The 22,808-nt window shown below is 38.6% G+C and carries 22 protein-coding genes; 19 read left to right on the top strand and 3 right to left on the bottom strand.

Annotated elements, in window-relative coordinates:
- Positions 1 to 53 precede the first annotated feature (53 nt).
- The gene (locus tag WC631_01555; protein MFA6227152.1) at positions 54 to 875 is read left to right on the top strand and encodes a hypothetical protein; all 822 of its coding nucleotides are present in this window, start codon (positions 54 to 56) and stop codon (positions 873 to 875) included.
- Here WC631_01555 and priA read toward each other — a convergent pair.
- Together priA and WC631_01545 are read right to left on the bottom strand one after the other, a co-directional pair.
- Positions 868 to 2,793, bottom strand: a complete 1,926-nt coding sequence (gene priA / locus WC631_01550; protein ID MFA6227151.1) for a primosomal protein N' — start codon at positions 2,791 to 2,793, stop codon at positions 868 to 870. The genes WC631_01555 and priA overlap by 8 nt on opposite strands.
- Positions 2,794 to 3,640: 847 nt before the next feature.
- A complete protein-coding gene (locus tag WC631_01545; protein ID MFA6227150.1) occupies positions 3,641 to 5,146 on the bottom strand; it encodes a UDP-N-acetylglucosamine 1-carboxyvinyltransferase in 1,506 nt (501 codons plus the stop codon).
- 101 nt (positions 5,147 to 5,247) lie between these two features.
- On the opposite strand from WC631_01545, the gene WC631_01540 reads away from it, so the two are divergent.
- From WC631_01540 to WC631_01475, 14 genes are all read left to right on the top strand, one after another.
- The gene (locus WC631_01540; GenBank protein ID MFA6227149.1) at positions 5,248 to 6,261 is read left to right on the top strand and encodes a rod shape-determining protein; all 1,014 of its coding nucleotides are present in this window, start codon (positions 5,248 to 5,250) and stop codon (positions 6,259 to 6,261) included.
- Positions 6,262 to 6,578: 317 nt separating this feature from the next.
- The gene (locus tag WC631_01535; protein MFA6227148.1) at positions 6,579 to 6,833 is read left to right on the top strand and encodes a hypothetical protein; all 255 of its coding nucleotides are present in this window, start codon (positions 6,579 to 6,581) and stop codon (positions 6,831 to 6,833) included.
- 93 nt (positions 6,834 to 6,926) lie between these two features.
- Positions 6,927 to 7,613: a hypothetical protein gene (locus WC631_01530; protein ID MFA6227147.1), complete on the top strand. Its 687-nt coding sequence runs from the start codon at positions 6,927 to 6,929 to the stop codon at positions 7,611 to 7,613.
- A gap of 155 nt (positions 7,614 to 7,768) precedes the next feature.
- Positions 7,769 to 8,023, top strand: a complete 255-nt coding sequence (locus tag WC631_01525) for a hypothetical protein (protein ID MFA6227146.1) — start codon at positions 7,769 to 7,771, stop codon at positions 8,021 to 8,023.
- A gap of 92 nt (positions 8,024 to 8,115) precedes the next feature.
- Positions 8,116 to 8,667, top strand: coding sequence for a ribosome recycling factor (gene frr, locus WC631_01520; protein ID MFA6227145.1), 552 nt, complete (start codon positions 8,116 to 8,118; stop codon positions 8,665 to 8,667).
- 185 nt (positions 8,668 to 8,852) lie between these two features.
- On the top strand, positions 8,853 to 9,947 hold the full coding sequence (locus tag WC631_01515) for a site-2 protease family protein (GenBank protein ID MFA6227144.1): 1,095 nt from the start codon (positions 8,853 to 8,855) through the stop codon (positions 9,945 to 9,947).
- An 824-nt stretch (positions 9,948 to 10,771) separates the two neighbouring features.
- Positions 10,772 to 12,028, top strand: a complete 1,257-nt coding sequence (locus tag WC631_01510; protein MFA6227143.1) for an aminoacyl--tRNA ligase-related protein — start codon at positions 10,772 to 10,774, stop codon at positions 12,026 to 12,028.
- A 90-nt stretch (positions 12,029 to 12,118) separates the two neighbouring features.
- Positions 12,119 to 13,189 carry a rod shape-determining protein gene (locus WC631_01505; GenBank protein ID MFA6227142.1) on the top strand — a complete coding sequence of 357 codons (1,071 nt, stop codon included), beginning with the start codon at positions 12,119 to 12,121 and terminating at the stop codon, positions 13,187 to 13,189.
- Positions 13,161 to 13,973 carry a rod shape-determining protein MreC gene (gene mreC, locus WC631_01500; protein ID MFA6227141.1) on the top strand — a complete coding sequence of 271 codons (813 nt, stop codon included), beginning with the start codon at positions 13,161 to 13,163 and terminating at the stop codon, positions 13,971 to 13,973. Before WC631_01505 ends, mreC begins: the two co-directional genes overlap by 29 nt.
- A gap of 1 nt (position 13,974) precedes the next feature.
- Positions 13,975 to 14,241, top strand: a complete 267-nt coding sequence (locus WC631_01495) for a hypothetical protein (protein MFA6227140.1) — start codon at positions 13,975 to 13,977, stop codon at positions 14,239 to 14,241.
- Positions 14,242 to 14,260: 19 nt separating this feature from the next.
- On the top strand, positions 14,261 to 15,967 hold the full coding sequence (locus WC631_01490; protein ID MFA6227139.1) for a penicillin-binding transpeptidase domain-containing protein: 1,707 nt from the start codon (positions 14,261 to 14,263) through the stop codon (positions 15,965 to 15,967).
- A gap of 73 nt (positions 15,968 to 16,040) precedes the next feature.
- Entirely contained in the window at positions 16,041 to 16,505 is a 465-nt protein-coding gene (gene greA, locus WC631_01485) for a transcription elongation factor GreA (protein MFA6227138.1), read from the top strand.
- Between the two features lie 12 nt (positions 16,506 to 16,517).
- Positions 16,518 to 17,975 carry a lysine--tRNA ligase gene (lysS, locus tag WC631_01480; GenBank protein MFA6227137.1) on the top strand — a complete coding sequence of 486 codons (1,458 nt, stop codon included), beginning with the start codon at positions 16,518 to 16,520 and terminating at the stop codon, positions 17,973 to 17,975.
- Between the two features lie 28 nt (positions 17,976 to 18,003).
- A complete protein-coding gene (locus tag WC631_01475) occupies positions 18,004 to 18,651 on the top strand; it encodes a DUF1566 domain-containing protein (protein ID MFA6227136.1) in 648 nt (215 codons plus the stop codon).
- Between the two features lie 65 nt (positions 18,652 to 18,716).
- On the opposite strand, the gene WC631_01470 is transcribed toward WC631_01475, so the two are convergent.
- Positions 18,717 to 19,133 (bottom strand): hypothetical protein, encoded by a 417-nt coding sequence (locus WC631_01470; protein MFA6227135.1) that lies wholly within the window; start codon positions 19,131 to 19,133, stop codon positions 18,717 to 18,719.
- 271 nt (positions 19,134 to 19,404) lie between these two features.
- Here WC631_01470 and mraZ point away from each other — a divergent pair, with 271 nt between their 5' ends.
- Genes mraZ through WC631_01450 form a run of 4 tightly spaced genes read left to right on the top strand, consistent with a single transcriptional unit; the run spans position 19,405 to position 22,795 of the window.
- Positions 19,405 to 19,839 carry a division/cell wall cluster transcriptional repressor MraZ gene (mraZ, locus tag WC631_01465; protein MFA6227134.1) on the top strand — a complete coding sequence of 145 codons (435 nt, stop codon included), beginning with the start codon at positions 19,405 to 19,407 and terminating at the stop codon, positions 19,837 to 19,839.
- Between the two features lie 4 nt (positions 19,840 to 19,843).
- The gene (rsmH, locus tag WC631_01460; protein ID MFA6227133.1) at positions 19,844 to 20,734 is read left to right on the top strand and encodes a 16S rRNA (cytosine(1402)-N(4))-methyltransferase RsmH; all 891 of its coding nucleotides are present in this window, start codon (positions 19,844 to 19,846) and stop codon (positions 20,732 to 20,734) included.
- Positions 20,731 to 21,069, top strand: coding sequence for a hypothetical protein (locus WC631_01455; GenBank protein MFA6227132.1), 339 nt, complete (start codon positions 20,731 to 20,733; stop codon positions 21,067 to 21,069). The genes rsmH and WC631_01455 overlap by 4 nt, the downstream gene beginning before the upstream one ends.
- Entirely contained in the window at positions 21,056 to 22,795 is a 1,740-nt protein-coding gene (locus WC631_01450; GenBank protein MFA6227131.1) for a penicillin-binding protein 2, read from the top strand. The genes WC631_01455 and WC631_01450 overlap by 14 nt, the downstream gene beginning before the upstream one ends.
- The last annotated feature ends 13 nt before the right edge of the window (positions 22,796 to 22,808 follow it).

Below are 22,808 nucleotides of genomic sequence, written 5' to 3'. Positions count from 1 at the left end.
GCGGCTTTTTTATAATGCTTTTAATTCATCTATGATATATAATATTTACATAAATGCCTTTTAGATCCAACATTGGTTTGTCTTTAAACTCGAAGAGAAGAAAGAATTTCTTCTTTAAACTTCTTTCCTTCCTAGCTTTTCTTTTTGTGCTCTTTATCTTTATTTCAATATGTTCATATTATCCCGATTTCAGGATAAAGGATATTTCTGTAAGCGGAAACTCCACGGTCTCTTCAGAAGAGATAGTAAATATCGTAAAAAATATACTCTCTAAGAAGTATTTATTTGTCTTGAATAGAGACAATCAAATCTTTTTACCAAGATTCGGGATAGAAGAGACTCTGTTGGATAATTTGAAGAAAATAGAAAGTATAAGGGTAGGTATCAGTGGAGTTCAAGGTATAAATATTTATGTGGTGGAGAGATCCGTATTTGCTCTTTGGTGCGATGGCGGAAGTATCACATCTAACGACTGTTATTTTATAGATAAAAACGGAATAATTTTCTCCGATGCGCCGATTTTCTTCGGTAATCCGTTTCCAAAATATCTTGGTGGGCACAGTGGTACAAATATAATCGGAACCAATTTTCTGGATGAGAGAGTTTTTACAGAACTATCTAGTTTATTCAAAGGTATCTATAATTTAAATATAAATCCTGTTGGAGTGTTGTCTCTTCCAGAAGGGGAATATGAAATTTATTTGTTTGATGGAGGTAAAATAAATATAAATGATAAACAAGATTTTAATGTTTCTCTTAGAAATTTGAAAGCGCTTATAGACAGCGGCGATATTAAAACCGACAAGACTTTCCTCTCAAAAATAAAACATATAGACTTACGATATGGAAATAAGGTTCATTACGATTTTAAATGAGAGAGTCTGGATCCACATTTACTGAGAAATTTGGTGGGAGAGCTTTTAATTTTTCTATAAGTTTTGAATTTGGCCATTCACCTTGAGGTATCTTTATAATTCCATTTACGCTATATCTGTTTTTGGCTTGTGGTATAAAAGCTGGGAAGACGTCTATTTCATACGGATCTATTTCTTTTTGGAAATTCTCCACAAAAGGCACCACTTCATTCTTGGCACCAAGTATTGAAATCTTTATAAGATTTGAAAAAGGTGGGTAACGAAGAACCTTTCTGTCTTCCAACTCATCTCTATAAAAATCTACGAGATTTCCTTTGATAGCGTATTCAAAGACTTTCTGTGTTGCATCGCGAGTTTGTATTATGAGTTTTCTGTCAGTGATTGCCCGCATTTTGAGTAGGATGTTTAAGATTCTCTCGTTTATTCTAAAATCCGGAATAGAGAAAAAAGAATCTATAGAAACCACGGCAGAGTTTTCTATCTTTTCTGTAAGATATAGAAGTGCCATCTCTGTACCGATGAGAATACTTTGTGGGGAATTATAAAATTTCTCAGCTGCGATTTCTGCTTTCTTATGTGTTGGTGTCATATCTGAATCAATTCTGACTACTTTAGCATTCGGACACATTTCTTTTAGCTTTTCTTCCACCAATTCTGAGCCGATTCCAAGAGTAGTCAATCGCCAACCACCACAGTTTGAGCATTTTTCTAAAGCGCTTCTTCTTTCTCCGCACTTGTGACACAAAAAGAAATTTTCTGCCGGCGACTTATGAAGAACGTTGTGTGCTCCGCAGGAATTACATTTAACTATATTTCCGCAGTCGGCGCAAAGAGTGGAAGGCGAGAGACCACGACGAGCAGTAAAGATAAACATATGTTCGTTGTTTTCTATACTCTCTTTTATTTTATTTTCAAGTTCTGGGCTAAAGACCTTGAATTCTTTTTTTACTTCGGGCTTGGAGGGGGTGATAGGTTCCGTGTCTTCTTTTTTGTATCGCATATCTACAATCTCTTGAGATGAGGTGGTAAGCGAACGAAATTTAAGAGAGGCTATTTCTACTAGTTCAGCATTTTTATAACGCCAGATTGTTTCTGTTCGCAAAAGCAGATCACCGAAGATTATTTTTGCCCTCATCTTACTTGCAAGTGTTTCGGCGAAATTTCTAATATCAATATATGGTCTGACTTGTGTTTTATATGCGCGGGAATTCTCTTTGTCGAGAATAATCGTGCTTATCTTTGTCTTTGGAATCGAGAGAAAACCACCAGTCGCAACTATGAGAAGAGGATGATCTTCGGCAAGTATTTTGTTTATCGTTTCTAGCATTTCTTTTTTGCCCATGGAGGAGTGGAGGATAAAAGTATACTTTTCTATACCTTTTTGAAGCTTCTCCACCGCTTTCTTAATATCTTGAATTGTCGGCAAACAGAAAAAGACAGAGGAATCTTTGGCAAACTCTTCCCTGATTATACTTTTATAGTGTGCGTATCTGTCTTCGTCATTTGATTGTATGACGAATTTTTCTGCAGAGGTGATATTTGTATCAGTATTTGAGATTTCTTGCGGAACTTTTATTTTCTCGGCATTTTCGAAAATCACTTTCGGTATGATAGAGCTAAGTACCGCTCCAGTGGAACCGGCATAATAATCTGCGACTTTTTGTGAAGCTTCCACAAACTCTTTTGAAAGCAGGTGGAAAGATTTCATCTTTTCAACTTTTCGCAGTGGGAAGGGAGACCTTTTGATTTCACTTTTGATATCTTCAACTTCTCTTACAGAGATGACGAGGGCGGGGATAACTCTTTTCCTCAGGGGGACTTTTACAATAGCACCTACAGAAATATCGCTCCCTGTAAAATACGAAAGAGTCTCTTTTGAAATTCCTCTTGAAATGGGTATAACTTCCAGGGCTCTCATTATTGTTACATAATGACAGATTGGGGCCGATTTTTCAACCCGTCAGAACGAGGTTGAAAAATCGGCCCACCAGAATTCACCCAAAGAAAAACCGCCTACACTCCATTATAAATAAAATAGTATGCAAGACGGTTGTCAGCTTTGATTCCCAATTGCGCTTCCTTTAGACTCTGTTTTTGAGTTTGGGATGGAAGTGCACCCAGCTTGACTTCGGGTATGTTCGGGTTCAGCCCCCAATGACACCCATTCATTGAGGCACCGACTTATCTACTTTATATACTAGCATATCTGATTATTCTTGTCAAACTTGCCTGCAAAAGAAAAGCCCGCGCACAATGCACGGGCAAGGTTGGTCCCCAGGGTGATAGTTATCAGTGTCTAGGTGGATTACAGCTTCTCCCACTTGCGACACATTAAGGATTCGTGGCCAAAAAAGACATACTTGGCACTTGAGATCCAGCACCATCGGAGGTGCCCGTCGCGACAATCTGAATAGCTTTAATCTATCACCCCAGAGGTCTTTGATACTATCATTTTTAATAAAAAAAGCCACCTGCACTTTAATTCTTTACTTTGAAAAAGGTTGATGCTATATTCTAAAATAGAGTAGAAAGGAGCAGAAAATGATAAAGCCGAAATGCGACAAATGTGGCGAGGAACTGCATGCTTACGGTGGTCTAGCTTTTTCTCCACCCCAAACACTGGCGGATGATTCGCCAAGTCGTGAAGTGAAGAAGTATCACATATGTGTCAAATGTTTCGAAAAGTTTTTGGAGTGGCTGACACAGAAGTAAAACACATGACCATCTGTTTATGGACAGACGAGCAACGCGCCGTCTGTCCATTTCTAATCCCTCAACATCTTTATCTTCGCTCCCAAACCATTCAGCCTCTTCACAATGTCTTCATATCCGCGATTTATGCTGTAAACATTTCGCAAAATCGATCTGCCTTTTGCACCAAGCATTCCTATCAAAATAATCGCGGCGGGGCGGAGAGCTGGCGGGCAGATTATTTCTGTCGGTCGCAAATCTGTCTTTCCATTTACATAAAATCTATGCGGGTCGGCGAGAATAGTATCGGCACCGAGCTTGTCTAGCTCCTTGTAGTGAATCGCTCTTTTTTCATAAACCCAATCGTGTATGAGAGTTTGCCCGACGGCTTGTGTGGCGATGACTGCGAAGAAAGGCAGGTTGTCGATATTGAGCCCAGGAAAGGGCCTCGCTTCTATTTTATCGGTAAGTGCTGTGAGTCGGGAAGGGGAAGTGGTGATGTCTACAAGATTCGTCTTACCGTTCAGTGCTTTATAGACTTTTGATAATTTATATTTAAAGCCCATCTTTTTGAGTTTTAGCAATTCTATTTCAAGAAAATCTATCGGGCAGCGTTCTATTTTTATAGAGGAATTTGTGAGTATTGCTGTGGCTATGAAAAACATTGAGTCGATCGGATCTTCGGCGAGGTAGTATGTAATATTTTTATTTATTTCCGATACGCCATGCACAGTGAGGGTGGTCGTACCGATACCTTCTATTTTTACACCAAGCCCTTCCAAGAAAAAGCACAGATCTTGCACCATATAATTGGCGGAGGCGAATTTGATGACGGATTTCCCTGGGATAAGGGCGGCGGTCATTATGGCGTTTTCCGTGACGGTATCTCCACTTTCATAAAGGGCGAATTCTGCGGGCTTAAGTTTACTTGCCGAAATTTCATAACTTTTTGATTTCGCGACTATATTTACACCGAAATTCTCAAGGGCGAAAAAATGCGGGGTGACAGTCCTCGAGCCGAGCTTGCATCCGCCGGATTGTGGTAGGGAAAACTTCTTGAAAAAGTGTGAAAGTGAGCCGATGAGCATAATAATACTTCTGGTTTTCTCGGCGGATTCTTTATTTATCTTTTTGAGATCAATTTTCTTGACCTCGATTTCCAGATCATCTCCAATCCACCTGATAGATACACCGATGCTTTCCAAGATTTCTACCATTCTGTAAACTTCCTCAATTTTTGGCACATTTTTTAAAAGTGTTTTACCTTTGTTTAGTAGGGAAGCGGAGATAATACCCATCGCACCGTTTTTGGATGTTTTTGTAATCACCGAGCCGGAGAGTTTGTGTCCGCCTTCTATTTCAAGATTCATCGCACCTTTCGATATTGTAAAGATTTCTTTATTTAGCGCTTCGCCGATTTTCTCAAGCATTTCTGTGGTTAGATTTTGCTCACCGCTTTCTATGCGGGCGATTACGCTTTGTGTTGTGCCAAGCTTTTCAGCAAAAGCCGATTGTGTGATACCGCGTCTCTCACGAAGCTCGGTGATGAGCTTGCCGATTTCTGATAGCTTGTTTTTCATAAAAATATTATAGCATATATGCTATAAATAAATCAAAACACCTAATTTAATTTTCATTTGCAAAAAGCCCAAAAAGAGCTAGTATATGAATAACTAAACGCATGTCCATTTTCACCAGAAAATTAGGTATAGATTTGGGAACCGCGAATACTCTCGTATTTGTGCCGGGGAAAGGTGTTGTCCTTTTTGAGCCGTCTGTTGTCGCTGTATCTGAACAAGACAATAAAATCCTTGCCGTAGGTGTGAAAGCGAAAAATATGATAGGTAAGACACCGGATAGTATTATTGCATATCGTCCGATGAGAGATGGTGTGATCGCCGACTATCGTGTGACCGAAGCGATGCTTCGATATTTTATAGACAAAGCTCTCGGCAAATGGAATATTTTTAAACCAGAAGTGATGGTCTCTGTGCCGGCTGGTATTACATCTACAGAGAGAAGAGCTGTGGTGGAAGCGGCTATCCGTGCTGGGGCCAAAAATGCTTATGTCGTGAAAGAGCCGATTCTTGCAGCTATCGGCGCAGGTATTCCTATATATGAGCCGATGGGACATATGGTGGTGGATATCGGAGGAGGGACGACAGATGTCGCCGTGATTTCTCTTGGAGGGATTGTCTCTTCAACTTCTGTAAAATGTGCGGGCAATAAAATAGATGCTGCGATTGCTGATTATATTAAAAAAACATTCAACTTGGCGATAGGAGATAAAACTGCAGAAGATATTAAAATAAAAATAGGTAGTGCTGTGCCGGTAGAGGAAGAGCTTTCGCTTATTATAAAAGGAAGAGATTTTCTTACAGGACTTCCTCGCTCGACGGAAATAAAGACCAATGAAATAGTAAAAGCTATCGCCAAAGAACTCAAAGATATGATAAAAGCGATAAAAGATGTATTGCAGGAGACTCCGCCGGAGCTCGCTGCCGATATTATTGATAAAGGGATTATTATGACCGGTGGTTCTTCAATGCTTCGCAATCTCGCCGAGCTTGTTTTCAGACGCACTGGTGTGAAAGCTGTTGTGGCAAAAGATCCTCTTTACTGTGTGGCAAAAGGGACGGGGATTGCGTTAGAACACTTGGATACTTACAAGAAGAGTATTATTTCGAAGAGATAACGAATTCAAGACGGCTCGCTCATCGGGTGCTTTTAAAAACCGCGCATAAAAGCCTGCTGGCTTTTTGCTATGCTCGCGCCGTCGCGCTGTGCAATGCTTTTTAAAAGCACCCGACTCGCTCGCCTAGCCGAAAAATGGCTTTCTAAAGCCGTCTTTCGGCTGTTTAGCTAACAAAATCACCCAAATGCTTGACTTTTATACTCAAGTATGCTATCATACTAGAGTAGTTCTTTGATTTTGACTTTGAGTTTATCGCTTAACTCACAACTTTGGCCTAAAAAGCCAATTAAGCGAATGTTGGTAAGAAGGAGAGAAATATGAAAGAAAATATTATGGCCTGGCTCTGTATGATAATGGCCGTCTTGGTTTGGGTTGTTTTGAGCCCTCTGTTTGCCTTCATTGTTTCGTACGTTTTGGCCGGCATTACAGCATATTTGATTTTTGGTTATAAGATCGCGGCCATGAAGAAAATTCATGGATGTGCGACCATGACAGTCATGGTGATTTTTGGCTACGTTGCATTATGGGCCGCGTTTGATTGTAGAAAAAAACAACTACCACCATTGGTGTAATGACAACTGGTGAAACCGTCCGCAAGCGGAAAGAAAACTAAGCGCTTGCAGAGGCGGTTTTCTTTTACCTAATTTTTATATTATGATGTATCTATGAATCTTTTCACCCAAGGCAAAAATTTACATCACGCATATTGCATTGTCGGCGAGGCGGAGCAGGTGATTTTGGAATTGGAGAAGTTTTTTGAAAAGGAACTTAAATTTTCAATACATAGCAATCCTGATTTTTGGTATGGTGAATATGACACGATGGATACGGAAGATAGTCGCACGCTAAAAGAGCTTCATTACAATCGCCCGACAGTTTCAGATAAAAAGATTTTTGTTTTGCAGGCGAATTTTATTACGGAGAAGGCGCAAAATGCAATGCTCAAGTTTTTTGAAGAGCCAGTCGGTGGCACACACTTTTTTATAATTATTCCTTCAGCAAACGGACTTATTCCGACACTAAGGTCACGCCTTATGATAGTGGAGCATGAAAGTGTCACGGCTTTGAGTAAAATAAATGCAAAAAGCTTTTTAAAAATGTCCGTGGGCGAAAGAATGGATGCAGTGAAAAAGCTTGCTGAAAGTATTTCTGATGAAGAAGAAAGTAAAATTCAGGTTGTTAAATTTTTCAATGCCTTAGAATCTGAAATTGCAAAAAAGGCAAATTTGAAAGACAAAAATACTGTGCGAGTGCTGGAATCTCTAGAAAAAGTGAGACAATACTCTAGCGAGCAATCACCATCTCTCAAAATGCTTATAGAGTATGTGGCACTCACCATACCAAGTTTTTAGGTGCTAGGTTCTAGTTGCTAGTGAAGAAAATACAGTAAAGGTAGGATTGTATTTGCCCGGTCAAGGAAGCAAATTGACTTTTATAACAAATGTTATAATATCTGAATCAGAAGAACTAATGTAATCTGTCTAACTCAAACAGAAGGGGAACATACATGAAAAGCGAGAGTGATAAGCAAGAGCTATATAAAAAACACAGAAGCTTGATTGTGAAGAATCGCAAAATGATCATTCATGATTTGGAGTTGGCGATGTGTCGTGTACTCGAGAAACACAAAAAGCGCATTTCTCAGCAGAAGAAAAGTAGTCTGCTACCAGCGAAGATGTTAGTCATCGTCCTGTGTGAAGCGCACGCTCGTGCAGATGGCGACGTTAAGTGGCAGAACCTAAAGGTCTGCGATCACATGTAGTTCAGTGAATCAAAAAACCTCGGCCGGCTGATTAGTTGGCCGAGTTTTTATTTAGTAGATTTTTTGATATAATACAATAACATAATAAATATATGAATTACGATTTTAAGGTTTTGAAAGAGAAAGCCAAAGGAGTTGAAGAATGGCTAAAGAAAGAATATATGGGCATCAGGACAGGGATTGCTAGCCCAGCGATTTTGGACGGGGTGCAAGTGGAGTCTTACGGCACAAAGATGGCGATCAATCAGGTTGCGGGAATTTCCATTGAAGATGCGAGGGTCATCCGTATTTCCCCTTGGGACAAGTCACAGGCGAAAGCGATTGAGAAGGCGATAATATCAGCAAATCTTGGAGTATCTGTCGCGGTGGATGACAAAGGTGTCAGAGTATTTTTCCCGGAGCTTACATCAGAGAGAAGGGAGATGATTATAAAGACGGCAAAGACTAAGCTTGAGGATGCGAGAAAGACCCTGAGAGGGATAAGAGATGAAGTTTGGAATGATATTCAGGAAAAGGAAAAGAAAGGCGGAATGGGCGAAGATGATAAATTTAGATTTAAGAATGAGATGCAGAAGATTATCGATGAAGGTAGTAAAGCCCTAGAGGTGATTTTGGAGAAGAAGGAGAAAGAGATTAATTCATAAGCAAGGTTGAGGATTTACAATTTGTTGTGCAGAAATTTTTCCCAGCCGAAAAATTTCCTAATCCTCGGCGGCTTGCGATGTGGTATACTTTTGCTCAAAGATTACTTCTCGCAAAATTACACCACATCGCACCAGAAAAGGAGCCTGCGGACACAACAAATTACAAATCCTCAACTTTTTAAAACATGACCATATTACTTTTTTTAATAATTCTTGCGGTTCTCGTCTTTGTCCACGAGCTTGGGCATTTTATCTCTGCGAAGATGTTTGGTATTCGAGTAGATGAATTCGCCATTGGCTTTCCGCCAAAAGTCTTTGGCTGGCAGAGAGGTGAGACAAAATACGCTTTGAACCTTATCCCCTTCGGAGGTTATGTAAAGATATTTGGTGAGGATCCGAACGAAGAATCTATGAAAGGTGCCGATTCTGCCAGAAGCTTTGTAAATGCTTCAAAATGGAAGCAAATTGTAGTCCTCCTATCAGGAATATTTTTAAATATTGTCTTTGCTTGGATTTTGATTTCAATTTCTTTCAATCTTGGAATGCTTACTTCTGTGAGTGATAGTTACGCAAGTAAAATAAAAGACGCAGGTGTGATTATAATCTCTGTCGCCGAAAGATCTCCAGCAGAAAGAGCAGGTCTCAAAGAAGGGGATTTTATTATAAATATTTCTGGAGATAAGCAGAATCTGGCAAACCCTAAGATAGAACAAATTCAGAAAATTATTTCGGAAAGTGTAGCGGCTGTGAATTTAGAGATAAAAAGAGGTGTATCTACGAGTAGTGTGAACATCGTCCCGATTGCAGGGATAACAGAAGGTAAAAAGGCTATAGGTATAGCAATGGATTTTGCGGGGACTCTTAAGCTCGGATTTTTCAGCTCTTTTTGGGAGGGGGTCAAACTTACCATCCTTGAAATAAAAGTCGTCGCTGTCGGTATGTGGAAATTTATTGCCGGGGCTTTCACAGGTGAAAAAGGTTTAATATCGCAAATTTCAGGTCCTGTGGGAATAGCGGGAATGGTGGGACAGGCGAGGAATCTCGGCGCGTCATATCTTCTCGGATTCATTGCTCTTATTTCTATAAACTTGGCCGTATTAAATGCAGTGCCATTTCCGGCGCTTGATGGTGGAAGAGTTTTATTCGTTTTCATAGAAGCAGTCTTCAGAAGGAAAATAAAACCGGCGATAGCCAATTGGGCCAATGGAATCGGTTTTGCACTGCTTATCGGCCTGATGATTTTTATTACTTATAAGGATATTTTGAAGTTGATTCATTAAAAACTCGCTCGGGTTTTGATAAATATTTTCACGGGGTCCTGTCGACCTGCCCCTTTTGAAATGCACGGATATTTTCTTGCTAGAAAATTCCTCGTGCTCGCGCCGTCGCGCTCCCAAGGCATTTCAAAAGGGGCAGGCTCGCCACCCCTAGCAAAGATATTTATAAATCCTCGCTCGCTAACTTACAGAGTCCGCTAGATCGTAGAGAAAGTGGGTGGAGGGAGCTTTCGGCAATGGTGAGAAAATGGCGGGGCTTCGGTCGCTTACAAACGTGTTTAATAAAAAAATACGGCGCGAACTCTTGTTCGCGCCGTCTAATGAGTTGTTCTTCACGACCCATCGATTTCTTCAGTCCTCCCGTCGACCTTGTCCTCATGTTCTTTTATGAAAGGGATTTTGCGGATAAGCCAAGACCCAATCACAGACAAGATGATAAATCCGACCGTGATTATGAGGGCATGTTCTGCTGTGCTCAATTCTGACCATTTCATTTTTTCTCCTTTTTATTCCAGCGTTTGACAAACCTCATCACTGCGTATTCAATACGCAAAGCGAGACCAAATCGTACTGTCACGATGGTGAGGATGCTAACTATCACATAACCCAATATCAGGATAGTAGGAGCTAGCGTTTTCATTTCTTTCTACTCCGTTGCTTTTCCTTGTGAGTTGCCAACATCCACAATACGATCACTACCGCCACTATGACAGCCAGAGTCAAATTGAAATTCATAAATACATCCTTTTTTCTGAGGATGATTCTATCACCACAACTGCAAAAGTCAAGTGTTTTGTTTTGGCTCAAATTAATGTAGTATTTACCATATGAGACAATCAAAGTTGCTAAGTAAGACCCGCAAAGAGGGTCCTAAAGACGAAGTATCAAAAAATGCAAATCTCCTGATTCGTGCCGGATTTATAAATAAAGAAATGGCCGGAGTTTATGACTATCTACCGCTTGGTTTGAAAGTCCTCAACAATATTTGCAATATTATAAGAGATGAACTAAATGCTATAGGTGGTCAGGAATTATTGCTTTCTGCATTGCAAGACAAAGGTTCGTGGGAAAAGACAGGCAGATGGAGCGATGAAGTGATGGGTATCTGGTTTAAGACAAAATTAAACAATGGCACGGAGCTTGGTCTTGGTGCTACACACGAAGAGCCTCTGACAACACTTTTAAAAAACCATATAAGATCGTACAAAGATTTACCAGTTTACCCATATCAAATACAGACGAAGTTTAGGAATGAAGCAAGAGCAAAGAGCGGGATAATGCGAGGCAGAGAATTTCTAATGAAAGACATGTACTCTTTTTCTATCGATGAAAAAGAACATGAAATATTTTATGGTAAGGTTAAAGAAGCTTACGAGAAAATATTTAGTAGACTCGGTATTGGTGATATAACTTATTTTACTTATGCAAAAGGAGGTACATTCAGTAAATATTCACATGAATTTCAAACCCTAACTCCCAATGGCGAGGATACTATTTATTGTTGTGATAAATGCAAAGTTGCTGTAAACAAAGAACTGTCCGATGAGCTCAAGGCTTGCCCAGAATGCGGTAATAAAAAACTGGTAGAAAAAAAATCATCAGAGGTAGGAAATATATTTAAACTCGGTTTTAAATTCTCTGAGCCGTTGGGATTGGACTATGTGAATGAAGAAGGTGATAAAAAACCAGTCTTCATGGGTTGTTACGGGTTTGGTCCAAGTAGGACGATGGGGACTATCGTAGAAATAATGTCCGATGACAAAGGAATCGTCTGGCCGGTGTCTATCGCGCCATTCAAGGTGCATCTTATAGAGCTTGTATCAGAAAATAAAAAAGTTAAGGAAACTGCCGAAGCACTTTATGAGACACTTGCAAAAATAGGTATAGAGGTGTTATATGATGATAGAGATGCCCGTGCCGGAGAGAAGTTCAATGATTCGGATCTTATAGGAATACCATTGAGAATAGTAGTAAGTGAAAAAGGTATTGAAAAAGGCGAATTTGAAATAAAAGAAAGAAAGAGTGGAAAAGTGTCGATATTGAAAGAGAAAGATGTTTTTAAGTTTATAGAAAATTACAAGTAAGGCGAAATACCAGAGTGAAATACGCCGTCGGTGTCGGCATTTCACAGGGTGATGATTTTTAAAATTCGCTTTGCTCATAAAAAATCAATCATGTTTAAGTATATTGAAGACACAAAAAGAAAACTATATAGACGATTTTCCAATGATATTGGGATTGATTTGGGTACAGCAAATACCTTGGTGTATCTTGCAGGGAAAGGTATCGTGATAAATGAGCCATCCGTGGTAGCTATGAATCAAAAGACGGGACGTGTGGTGGCTGTCGGTACTCAAGCCAAAGAAATGCTCGGTAGGACACCGGCACACATTGTTGCTGTAAGACCGCTTGTAGACGGAGTGATTTCAGATTTTGAAGTTACAGAAGAAATGATAGCTCATCTTATCAGAAAGGCTGAAGAAATCTCTCCCAAAATGCTTGGCCCACGTGTAGTAGTTGGAGTACCCTCCGGTGTTACAAACGTTGAAATAAGAGCGGTAAAAGACGCCACTAGAAACGCTGGAGCTCGCGAGGTACATATAGTAGAAGAGCCAATGGCTGGAGCAATAGGAATCCGTCTGCCGATAAAATCACCAGTTGGGAATATGGTTATAGATATTGGCGGGGGAACATCTGATATCGCAGTAATTTCGCTTTCTGGTATTGTAAGATCAAAAAATCTTCGAATAGCGGGAGACAAGCTAAACAACGACATTATCTCTTATATCAGAAGTGAATTTAAAATATTGATCGGGGAAAAAACTGCAGAAAATGTAAAAATTGCTATCGGAGCTGTTGTACCAAATGAATCAATGGAGACTTCTATAAAAGGACGAGACCTTATTACTGGTCTACCGAGAGAAGTTATTATTACAGACGGTGATGTCCGTGAAGCTATGTCTTCTTCTATAGAAGCACTTGTAGAGGGTACAAAGGAAGTGCTTGAGACAACCCCACCGGAGATTCTTTCCGATATTATGCAGAGAGGTATTTATCTTTTTGGAGGAGGTGCACTCATTAAGGGTCTAGATACACTTTTAACAGAATATCTAAAAATACCGGTTAGGATTGCTGACGACCCGCTTACAGCAGTAGCAAGGGGAGCTGGTATTATTCTTGAAAACATTGATGAATATAGAGAAGTTTTGATACAAAATGAGGACGAATTACCCCCAAAGAAATAGTTTTAATAACTCAAGGAACAGAAAAAGACTGTGGCTTATTGTCATAGTCTTGTTTTTCCTCGTCATTTTTACATTTAGTACATTATCAGCCAGAGCAATTCTTTTCTGGGTAGGGAAACCTTTTTGGAAAGTTGGATCAAGCCTCAATTCTTTTTTCTCAAATAGCCTTGAGAGGTTGAAGTCGAAATCTGCTCTCATAGCAGAAAATCAGTTGCTTCAAAGTGAAATGACAAAAGGTAAAAAAGACACAGAATTGAATAGAATCTTAATTCAAGAAAACACTGATCTAAAAGACCTACTTGGTAGGAAAAGTATTTATTCAAAGGCTGTCTTGGCGAGTATTTTAGTTAAGCCATCTTTCTCACCATATGACACCTTGATCGTAGATATCGGTACAGATGCTGGTGTAGTGGTTGGAGACAAAGTCTCTGCAGATGGCAATATCTTTATCGGCAGAGTGTCAGAGGTCTATGCAAACTCTTCAAAAGTAATACTCTATTCTTCACCAGATGAGAAAGTTCTAGTCTTGGTTGGCTCAAACAATGTTTTAAAAGAAGCTGTCGGTATAGGGGGAGGAAATTTTAAGATTGAGCTCCCAAGGGAGATAGATATTAAAGAAGGTGACGATGTGGTGATCCCCTCCATTTCTCCAAATATTTTTGGTATAGTTGAAAAGGTGGAATATAAAGAGGCTGACTCATTTCAGACAGTCTTGTTTAAAAGCCCAATAAATGTTTTAGAGCTAAAATGGGTAGAAATCTTGATTCCGAATAATAAAAAATGAAATGTTAAGAGTAATCCTTGATATCTTTGCTTTGATTTTTGTCTTCTTATTTCCACCATATATTACAGCCATCTTTCTTTTTGTCTTAACATTTTTCTTTACAGATTTTTTGGAAGGGGTTATATTTGCTTATCTTATAGATAGGATTTATGGAAGTGGAAATATTTTTGGTTTTAATTTTCCGTTCGTTTTCACGATAATATTTTTGATTTTGTTTTTAATTTCTCTTAAATTAAAAACAGTGTTAAAATTCTATTCTCGGGAGTAGGGTTCGGTCAGAGAAGATCATGTATAGGAATATAAAAAAACTTTTTAAAAAAGATTCTTATAAGAATAGGACAAAAGATATTGATCCTGATGAGATTTTTATTGACTCAGAAAACTTGCCAAATTTTGATGTTCATCAATTTGAGGGGAGAATAGAAAAACCAATTTCTATAAGAACGTTTTTCTTTCTCGGTATAGTCTTTGTGATTATTTTTCTGTCATTTTTTTGGAGGTCTTGGTATCTACAGGTCTCAATGGGGCCTGAGTATTTTGATAGGAGTGAAAATAATAGACTAAGGCATACACTTATTTTTGCAAAGCGCGGGGTGATCTTGGATAAAAACAATAAGAAACTTGCATGGAATGTCTTTGATGAAAATAATCCGGAATTTGCATTAAGAAAATATGAAACAATATCGGGCCTATCACATATAGTCGGATATTTGAAATACCCGTCAAAGGATAAGTACGGTTTTTATTATAGTGACACTTTTATTGGAAAAGATGGTGTTGAAAAATTCTACAATACGGAACTTTCTGGTGAAAATGGTTTGAAAATTCTTGAGATAAACGCACTTGGTAAAACACAATCCGAGAGTGTTTTAAGGCCACCAGAAGACGGGAAGGATATAAAGTTATCTGTTGACTCTGACTTATCCAATGCAATGTATGCAATAATTTCAAACATAGCTCTGACCGCAGGATATACAGGTGGTGCAGCTGTGATAATGGATGTTAATACTGGTGAAATACTTTCGCTCGTTAGCTATCCTGAATATAATCAACAGGTTTTGACAGATGGGAAGGATAACACAAAGATAAACAGATATATAAAAGATAAAGATAATCCATTTCTAGATAGAATAGTGGACGGTCTTTATACTCCTGGATCTATTGTTAAACCATTCATGGCGGTAGCGGCTCTAGCGGAAAAAATTATAGGTCAATATGACAATATTTTAAGTACAGGCTCTATTTCTTTACCAAATCAGTATGACCCATCGAAGCCGTCCGTCTTCAAAGACTGGAAGGCTCATGGATATGTAGATATGAGGGAAGCCCTGGCTGTTTCCTCCGATGTATATTTCTATGAAATTGGTGGAGGCTATGAAAATCAGAAGGGCCTCGGAATAGATAATATTAAAAAATATATGCAAATGTTTGGTTTTGGCTCGGCATTACCGAACGGTTTTTTCAATGGAACTCAAGGAACCCTTCCTGATCCAGCGTGGAAAGCAGTAAATTTTAATGGAGATGATTGGAGGATCGGAGATACGTATCATACATCTATTGGGCAATATGGCTTCCAAGTTTCTCCGATACAGACAGTACGTGCTGTGGCTAGCATTGCAAACGGAGGCAAGCTTTTGGAGCCAACCATAATATTTGGTGGGGAGGGAGGGGAATCTCAGACAATACCTATCGATTCAGGTTATTTTCAAGTCGCTCGTGAGGGTATGAAAATGGCAGTGGATGCTGGGGGAACTGCCACAGGACTTCAATTCCCAGAATTTTCACTTGGTGCAAAAACCGGAACAGCCGAACTTGGTTCGCAGAAGCAATTTATAAATGCTTGGGTTATCGGTTTCTTCCCTTATGAAAAACCAAAATATGCTTTTGCTTTAATAATGGAAAAGGGTCCGGTACATACGACTTACGGAGGCGTTTATCCGATGCGACAGATTTTTGAATGGATTTATGCGAATCGGCCGGAGTATTTACAATAGTAGTAAATCTTTTGATTTCTAGCTTTAATATGTTAGAATAACCACTGAATTATTATTTTAAGCCTTTTTAAATATGGAAGAAAAAAGAGAGTATCTTACGAAGCAGAAATATAGTGAATTGGTGACTGAACTTAAAGATCTTAAAAATGTAAAGAGGAAAGAAGTCGCAGAGTCTTTAGACTATGCCAGAGGTTTGGGAGACCTTTCGGAAAATGCCGAATATCACGAAGCAAGAGCTCTACAAGCAAGCGTTGAAGAGAGAATCTCTAAATTAGATCAAATATTGAAAAATGCGACGGTTGTTGAAGACAAACACGGAGACCACGCTGTTATAGGCAGTACCGTTACTGTAGAAAAAGACGGCGGTGCAAAAAGAACCTTTATGATAGTAGGGTCAGCCGAGTCTGATATGTCTGCTGGTAAAATATCCAACAGATCGCCGATAGGTGCATCAGTACTTGGAAAGAAGAAGGGAGAGAATTTCAGTTTTAATGCTCCGTCTGGCGTTCAAAAATATAGAGTTATAGACATAAAATAATTTATACTTAAAATGGCTTCTTTTGAAGAACTTAGAAATACGAGAATAGAGAAGATGAAGGTGCTTCAGGCCAGGGGTATAAACCCTTACCCTGCAAAGAGTAAAAGAGATTTCTATCTATCTGAAGTTATAAAAGACTTTGAAAATATCTCTAAGAAAGGAAAAATCTACCTGGTGGGTAGGATTATAGCCATAAGAGGTCAAGGTGGTTTAATGTTTTTCAATATAAATGATGGCACTGCACTTTTTCAAGGACTTCTCAAGAAAGATGAGATGGACGCAAGTGCTTTTGATCTATTTCAAAATACTGCGGATATAGGAGATTTTGTGGAAGTTTCCGGAACACTTTTTATTACAAAAAAGGGCGAAAAAACCATTAAGGTAGAGGAATGGAAAATGCTTACGAAAAGTTTGAGACCTTTGCCGGAGAAATGGCACGGTCTTCAAGATGAAGAAGAAAGATTAAGAAAAAGATATTTGGATATACTGTCGAATCCGGAAGTGAAAGATATGGTTGTGAAGAGATCGAAGTTTTGGAAATCAACGAGGGACTTTCTTCTAGAGAGAAATTTTATGGAAGTGGATACACCTATTCTTGAGAATACGGCGGGTGGAGCGGATGCAAGGCCGTTTATTACGCATTATAATGCTTATGATACAGACGTATACTTGAGAATTTCACCGGAGCTTTGGCTCAAACGTCTTATGGTTGCGGGTTTTCCAAAGGTTTTTGAAATAGGTAGAATCTTTAGAAACGAAGGTGCTGATGCAGAACACTTGCAAGATTATATGCATATGGAATTTTATTGGGCATATTCAGATTATGAAATCGGCATGAAATTCATAGAAGAAATGTATAAATATATTGTCACGGAGACTTTTGGTACACTGAAATTTAAAGTAAGAGGCTTTGACATAGATCTTGGTGGTAAATGGGAAAGATATGATTATGTCGATACAATAAAGAAAATAACGAAAGTGGATATTTTGTCCGCATCTCTCAAAGATATGGAAAACAAAATACAGGATTTGAAAATCGAATATGACAAAAAAGGTTTTAATAAAAACAGAGCGATAGATAGTTTGTGGAAATATTGCAGGAAGCAAATTGGCGGTCCAGGATTCCTTATAAATGTGCCGGTGATGATGGAACCGCTTGCAAAAAGAATGGAAAAAAATCCTGATCTTGTAGAAAGGTTCCAAGTTATCCTTGCTGGTTCTGAAATGGGTAAGGGTTTCAGCGAGCTCAATGATCCGCTCGATCAGATGGAGAGATTTGAGGGACAAGCCAAGCTTCGAGAAACTGGAGATGAAGAAGCGCAGATGATGGACGGAGAATTTGTCGAAGCACTTGAATACGGTATGCCACCGACTTTTGGTTTCGGTTTTTCTGAAAGGCTTTTTAGTTTCTTGTCGGACAAGCCGATTAGGGAATGTCAGATATTTCCATTTATGAAACGAAAGGGATAATTTACTAGTAATTATTAATTAGACCAGTATGATAGAAGAAAATAAAAAGACATTGATACTCTCTTTTGTTGCAGTTTTACTTTTTTCATTCGTTGTTTTTGATAGAGTCTCTTATAAACATGTTTTGAAAGAGAATCTCGCGGAATTTCTTTCAGGCAAATTCGGGACGGTTGGTCTCTCAACTATTAAAATAGCAACATCTACAACGCCAATTGCCACATCCACAATTACTCAATTAGCTAGGGGTATACCACCTGAATCACCAACTAACTATAAAGATAATGGCGATAACACTATAACAGATAATTATACTGGTCTTATCTGGGCAAAATGTGTTCAAGGTATGTCAGGCAGTAAATGTACTTCTGGAAGTGCCGCTCTTCGGGAATGGTCTAAAGCCAGATCTGAATGTGAGAGATTAAATTTGGGTGGAAATAGTAAGGAATGGAGAATGCCTACTCTTAAAGAACTTAGCTCCATTGTAGACACTGGCTCTTTTGATCCAGCTATAAATAAAACCTTTTTTCCAAATACAACAGAAGGCCCGTATTGGACTTATACATCTCCAGCAGGATACAGAGGGGACAAATTCATAGTACTTTTTTCTGATGGAAGTGTTTATCATCAACCAGCAGGTGGAGCCGCAGCGACAAGATGTGTTAGAACAGGAAAATAATATTCGATAAATAAAGATAGCCGCCCGCAAGAGTCCTTCGCGGGCGGCTTTATATGGCCAGATGACTAAGGTTTTGGCGGGTTATACTTAACAAGTTTAATCCCACTTGGTGTTTTGATAGCGAGAGCATATTCGCCGATGTTGGGGATATAGTCATCAAGTTTTAACAAATATCTCCGTGTACCGACTGGTGTAAACCTCGCATTTGTTATGTCGTATTCGACGAGCTCAACCAATAATTTATTACCAAACCTGACGATCTGTTGAGATTTCTTGATACTCGTGTTGATAACCCCTCCATAAATCATTTCCGACTTGAGGTCAGAATGAAAGGGTATTTTCGTTCGAGTGTCTTCGTCGTGGCCGTGTTTGTGTTGTACGTTTATACTAGCACTTACGACGATTGCCACAGTTCCAATGACCGCCACCATAGCTACAATTATTCTGACAATCTCTCTCCAATCAAGGTCTTTATTGTTCATCTTTACCTCCTTCAAACAACATCGCTATACAAGTGCACCCACACGAGTGTATACATGTATTTTCCATTTTTTATACTAGTCCTATCTCTGCGATATGTCAAATCCACCATTGGTAGATAAGGATGGATTTTTGTATTTGAACTTATCAACAGTCTAGGTGTTGCTTGGTGGGACTAAGTGCTATAAAATACAGCATAAGTGGGAAGAAGTGGGATAAAATAAAAAGTGAGAGATTTTATTAAGTCTTCCTTAAACTAATAATAGAATTCTTATGTTAATTGGCGAATACATACATACACTAGACGATAAGAAAAGAGTCTCTCTCCCAGTGAAATTTCGCAAAGAGATGGGAAGGAAGATTATTATTACTGCCGGACTTGATAATTGTCTCTGGATATTTACTTTTGCACAGTGGAAGAAAATCTCAGAAAGACTTTCCGATTTCTCAATGCTTCAAGCGGACAACAGAAGCTTCAACAGATATATGTTTGGAAGTGCGACAGAAGTGGAAGTAGATACTATCGGAAGAATACTATTACCGGAATTTTTAGTCGCAAGAGCAAATCTTAAGAATAAAGTATCAGTTGTCGGTGTTCAGGATAGAGTTGAAATCTGGAATGAAGAATCCTGGAAAGAATACAAGGGTGTTGTGGAGAAAAGGGCCGATCAATTAGCAGAGAAATTAGGTCAGGCCGGGGCTCTGTAAAGCCATGCACAAGACAGTTCTTTTAAATGAAGCTATAGAAAATCTTAATCTTAAACCAGGGGCCGTGTTTTTTGACGGTACTCTTGGAGGAGCTGGTCACTGTGCAAAAGTTTGTTCAGAGTTTGGTGGAAAGGTGCGCGTTATCGCTACGGATAGAGATATGGGGGCAATAAGAAGGGCAGAAGCAAGTCTTTCAAAGATTGGCTGCAAGTTTGATCTTGTCTTATCTGATTACAGAAAGATTGATTCGGTTTTAAGCTCTGTCGGTGTCTCTTCGGTAGATGCGATTCTCCTTGATCTTGGACTATCATCCGATCAACTTGATGCATCCGGCAGGGGCTTTACCTTAAGAAATAACGAACCCCTCCTTATGACATTTTCTGAGGGAGAAGGTGAAAGCGTAACCGCCGAGATAATTCTAAACAACTGGAGCGAAGAGACAATAGCGGACATTATCTACGCTTACTCGGATGAAAGATATTCTAGAAGAATTGCGAGGGAAGTTGTCGAGGCAAGAAAAGAAAAGCCGATAAAGACAACAGTTGACCTTGTAGAGATAATCAAAAGAGCAGTACCCGCAGCATACAAGAGAGGAAAAATACATTTTGCTACAAAAACTTTTCAGGCTTTGAGAATAGCAGTAAATGATGAAATCAGTGCTCTGAAAGAAGGTATGCAAAAAGGATGGACACTGTTAAATAACGGCGGACGTATAGGGATAATTTCTTTTCACAGCGTTGAAGACAGAGAAGTTAAAAATTTTTTCAGAGATAAGTCAAAAATAGGAGAAGGGAGACTTATAAACAAAAAACCAATTGTTCCAAGTGAAAGGGAGATACACGAAAATCCAAGATCGAGAAGTGCAAAACTTAGAGTTATTGAAAAAATAGTATGACAAAAGCAATTAAAAACCAAATAGGAAAATTCACATACGGGGAGAAAAACGTCACAAGAATTCTTCTCTCAGTATTTGTATCTCTCTTGGCTTCATACATAATTTTGGTTTATGGTGTTGTTATGAATTCCATTAAGACAGAAAGGCTTGAAAAAGACGTTTCTGTATTGAATTCAAGTATAAATTCTGCAGAATTTAACTATCTAAATGCTAAAAACGCTATAACAATGGATCTGGCTGTATCCAAAGGTTTTATTGCTATAAAAAACCAGAAATTCTTGGCTCTTAAACCATCTTCAAACGGCCTATCTTTGTCTACAAATGAAAACAAGTAGTTTCTCATTAAGGGTTAGGTTTATCTTTATTCTGATAATTCTTTTTTCTATATTACTAACTGTTAGACTGTATTTTCTGCAAATTGTAAACGGTGATATTTTTTTAGAAAAAGCCGATAGACAATATACGACAGTATCTAACAATGTTTTTGATAGGGGAAGCATATTTTTTCAAACAAAAGATGGATCACTTGTATCTGCCGCGACATTAAAGACCGGATATACAGTAGCAGTCAGTCCAAAGTTGATTTTAGATGGAGATCTGGTTTATAAGACGCTCTCTCAATATCTTACTTTAGACCCTGCCGTTTTCTACTCTAAAATGTTAAAGAAGAATGATCCATATGAAGAGATAGCGAGAAAGGTTCCAGAAGAAATAGTAAAGAAGATCGATGCAGAGAAGATTACAGGCCTTATTATTCAAAAAGAAAAATGGAGATATTATCCTGGAGAAAGTCTTGCCGCTCGTCTTACTGGTTTTGTTGGGTATAATGATGTCGGTGATGCTCTCGAGGGAAGATATGGTCTAGAGAAATACTATAATGATACTCTAGTCAGAGATGGCGGTGATATTTATGTAAACGTATTTGCCGAAATATTTTCAAATATAAATAAGAATTTTATACAAGATTCACAAAGAGAAGGCGATATTATTACTACCATAAATCCTGAAGTAGAAGGGTATCTTGAAAATGCACTTAGTCAGACTACAAAGAAATGGAATTCGAAAATCACCGGCGGAATAGTAATAGACCCCAAAACTGGAGAAATATATGCTATGGGGGTATATCCAGAGTTTAATTTAAATGATTTTAGTAAAGAAAAAGATGTTGGCGTTTTTTCAAATCCACTTGTAAGTGATTCTTACGAATTAGGATCAGTAATAAAGGCGATTACTATGGCTTCCGGTTTTGATTCTGGCGTTATAAGTGCAAAAACAACATTTACGGATTATGGTTTTATCGAATTAGACGGCTATAAGGTTTACAATGTTGATAAAAAAAGCAGAGGTAAAACAAGTATGCAAGATGTGTTGAATCACTCAATGAATACTGGTGCTACTTTTGTTATGCAAAGCATGGGCAGACAGAAGTTTTTGGATTATTTCAAAAGGTTTGGTATAGGTACAGAGACCGGTATAGATTTACCTGGTGAGTCGGCAGGAAATATAGACAATCTCACATCTAATCTAAGCAGTTCAAAACAAATAGAGTTTGCGAACGCTTCCTTTGGGCAGGGTTTTTCTATGACACCTATTGCTGCAACAAGAGCTTTTTCTGTGTTAGCGAATGGTGGCAAACTCATTACCCCGCACGTCGTATCGAGGATCGATTATAAGGTTGGATTATCTAAGAAAGTCTCTTATATAGATGAAGCGCAACAAATAATAAGTAAAGGAACATCAGAAGAGATTACGAGAATGCTTGTAAACTTGGTAGACACGGCCTTAATACAAGGACAATATAAAATTGAACACTATAGCGTTGCTGCAAAGACAGGTACTGCACAGATAGCAAGATCAGCCAAAGATGGTGGAGGTTACTATCCAGACAGATTTTTGCATTCTTTTTTCGGATATTTCCCGGCATATAATCCAAGATTTTTAGTATTTTTATATACAATCGAACCTCAAAATATAGATTTTGCTTCAAATACTCTTTCTAAACCTTTTTTTGATATTGCAAAATATTTAATAAATTATTATGAGATACCGCCAGATAGATAGAATAAGATAAAAA

The organism is Candidatus Paceibacterota bacterium (assembly GCA_041663045.1).
Lineage (GTDB): Bacteria > Patescibacteriota > Minisyncoccia > Phycocordibacterales > GWA1-40-21 > Bog-1340.
The sequence above is the reverse complement of the archived record's forward strand: the minus strand, read 5'-3'. Positions and strand labels throughout refer to the sequence as shown.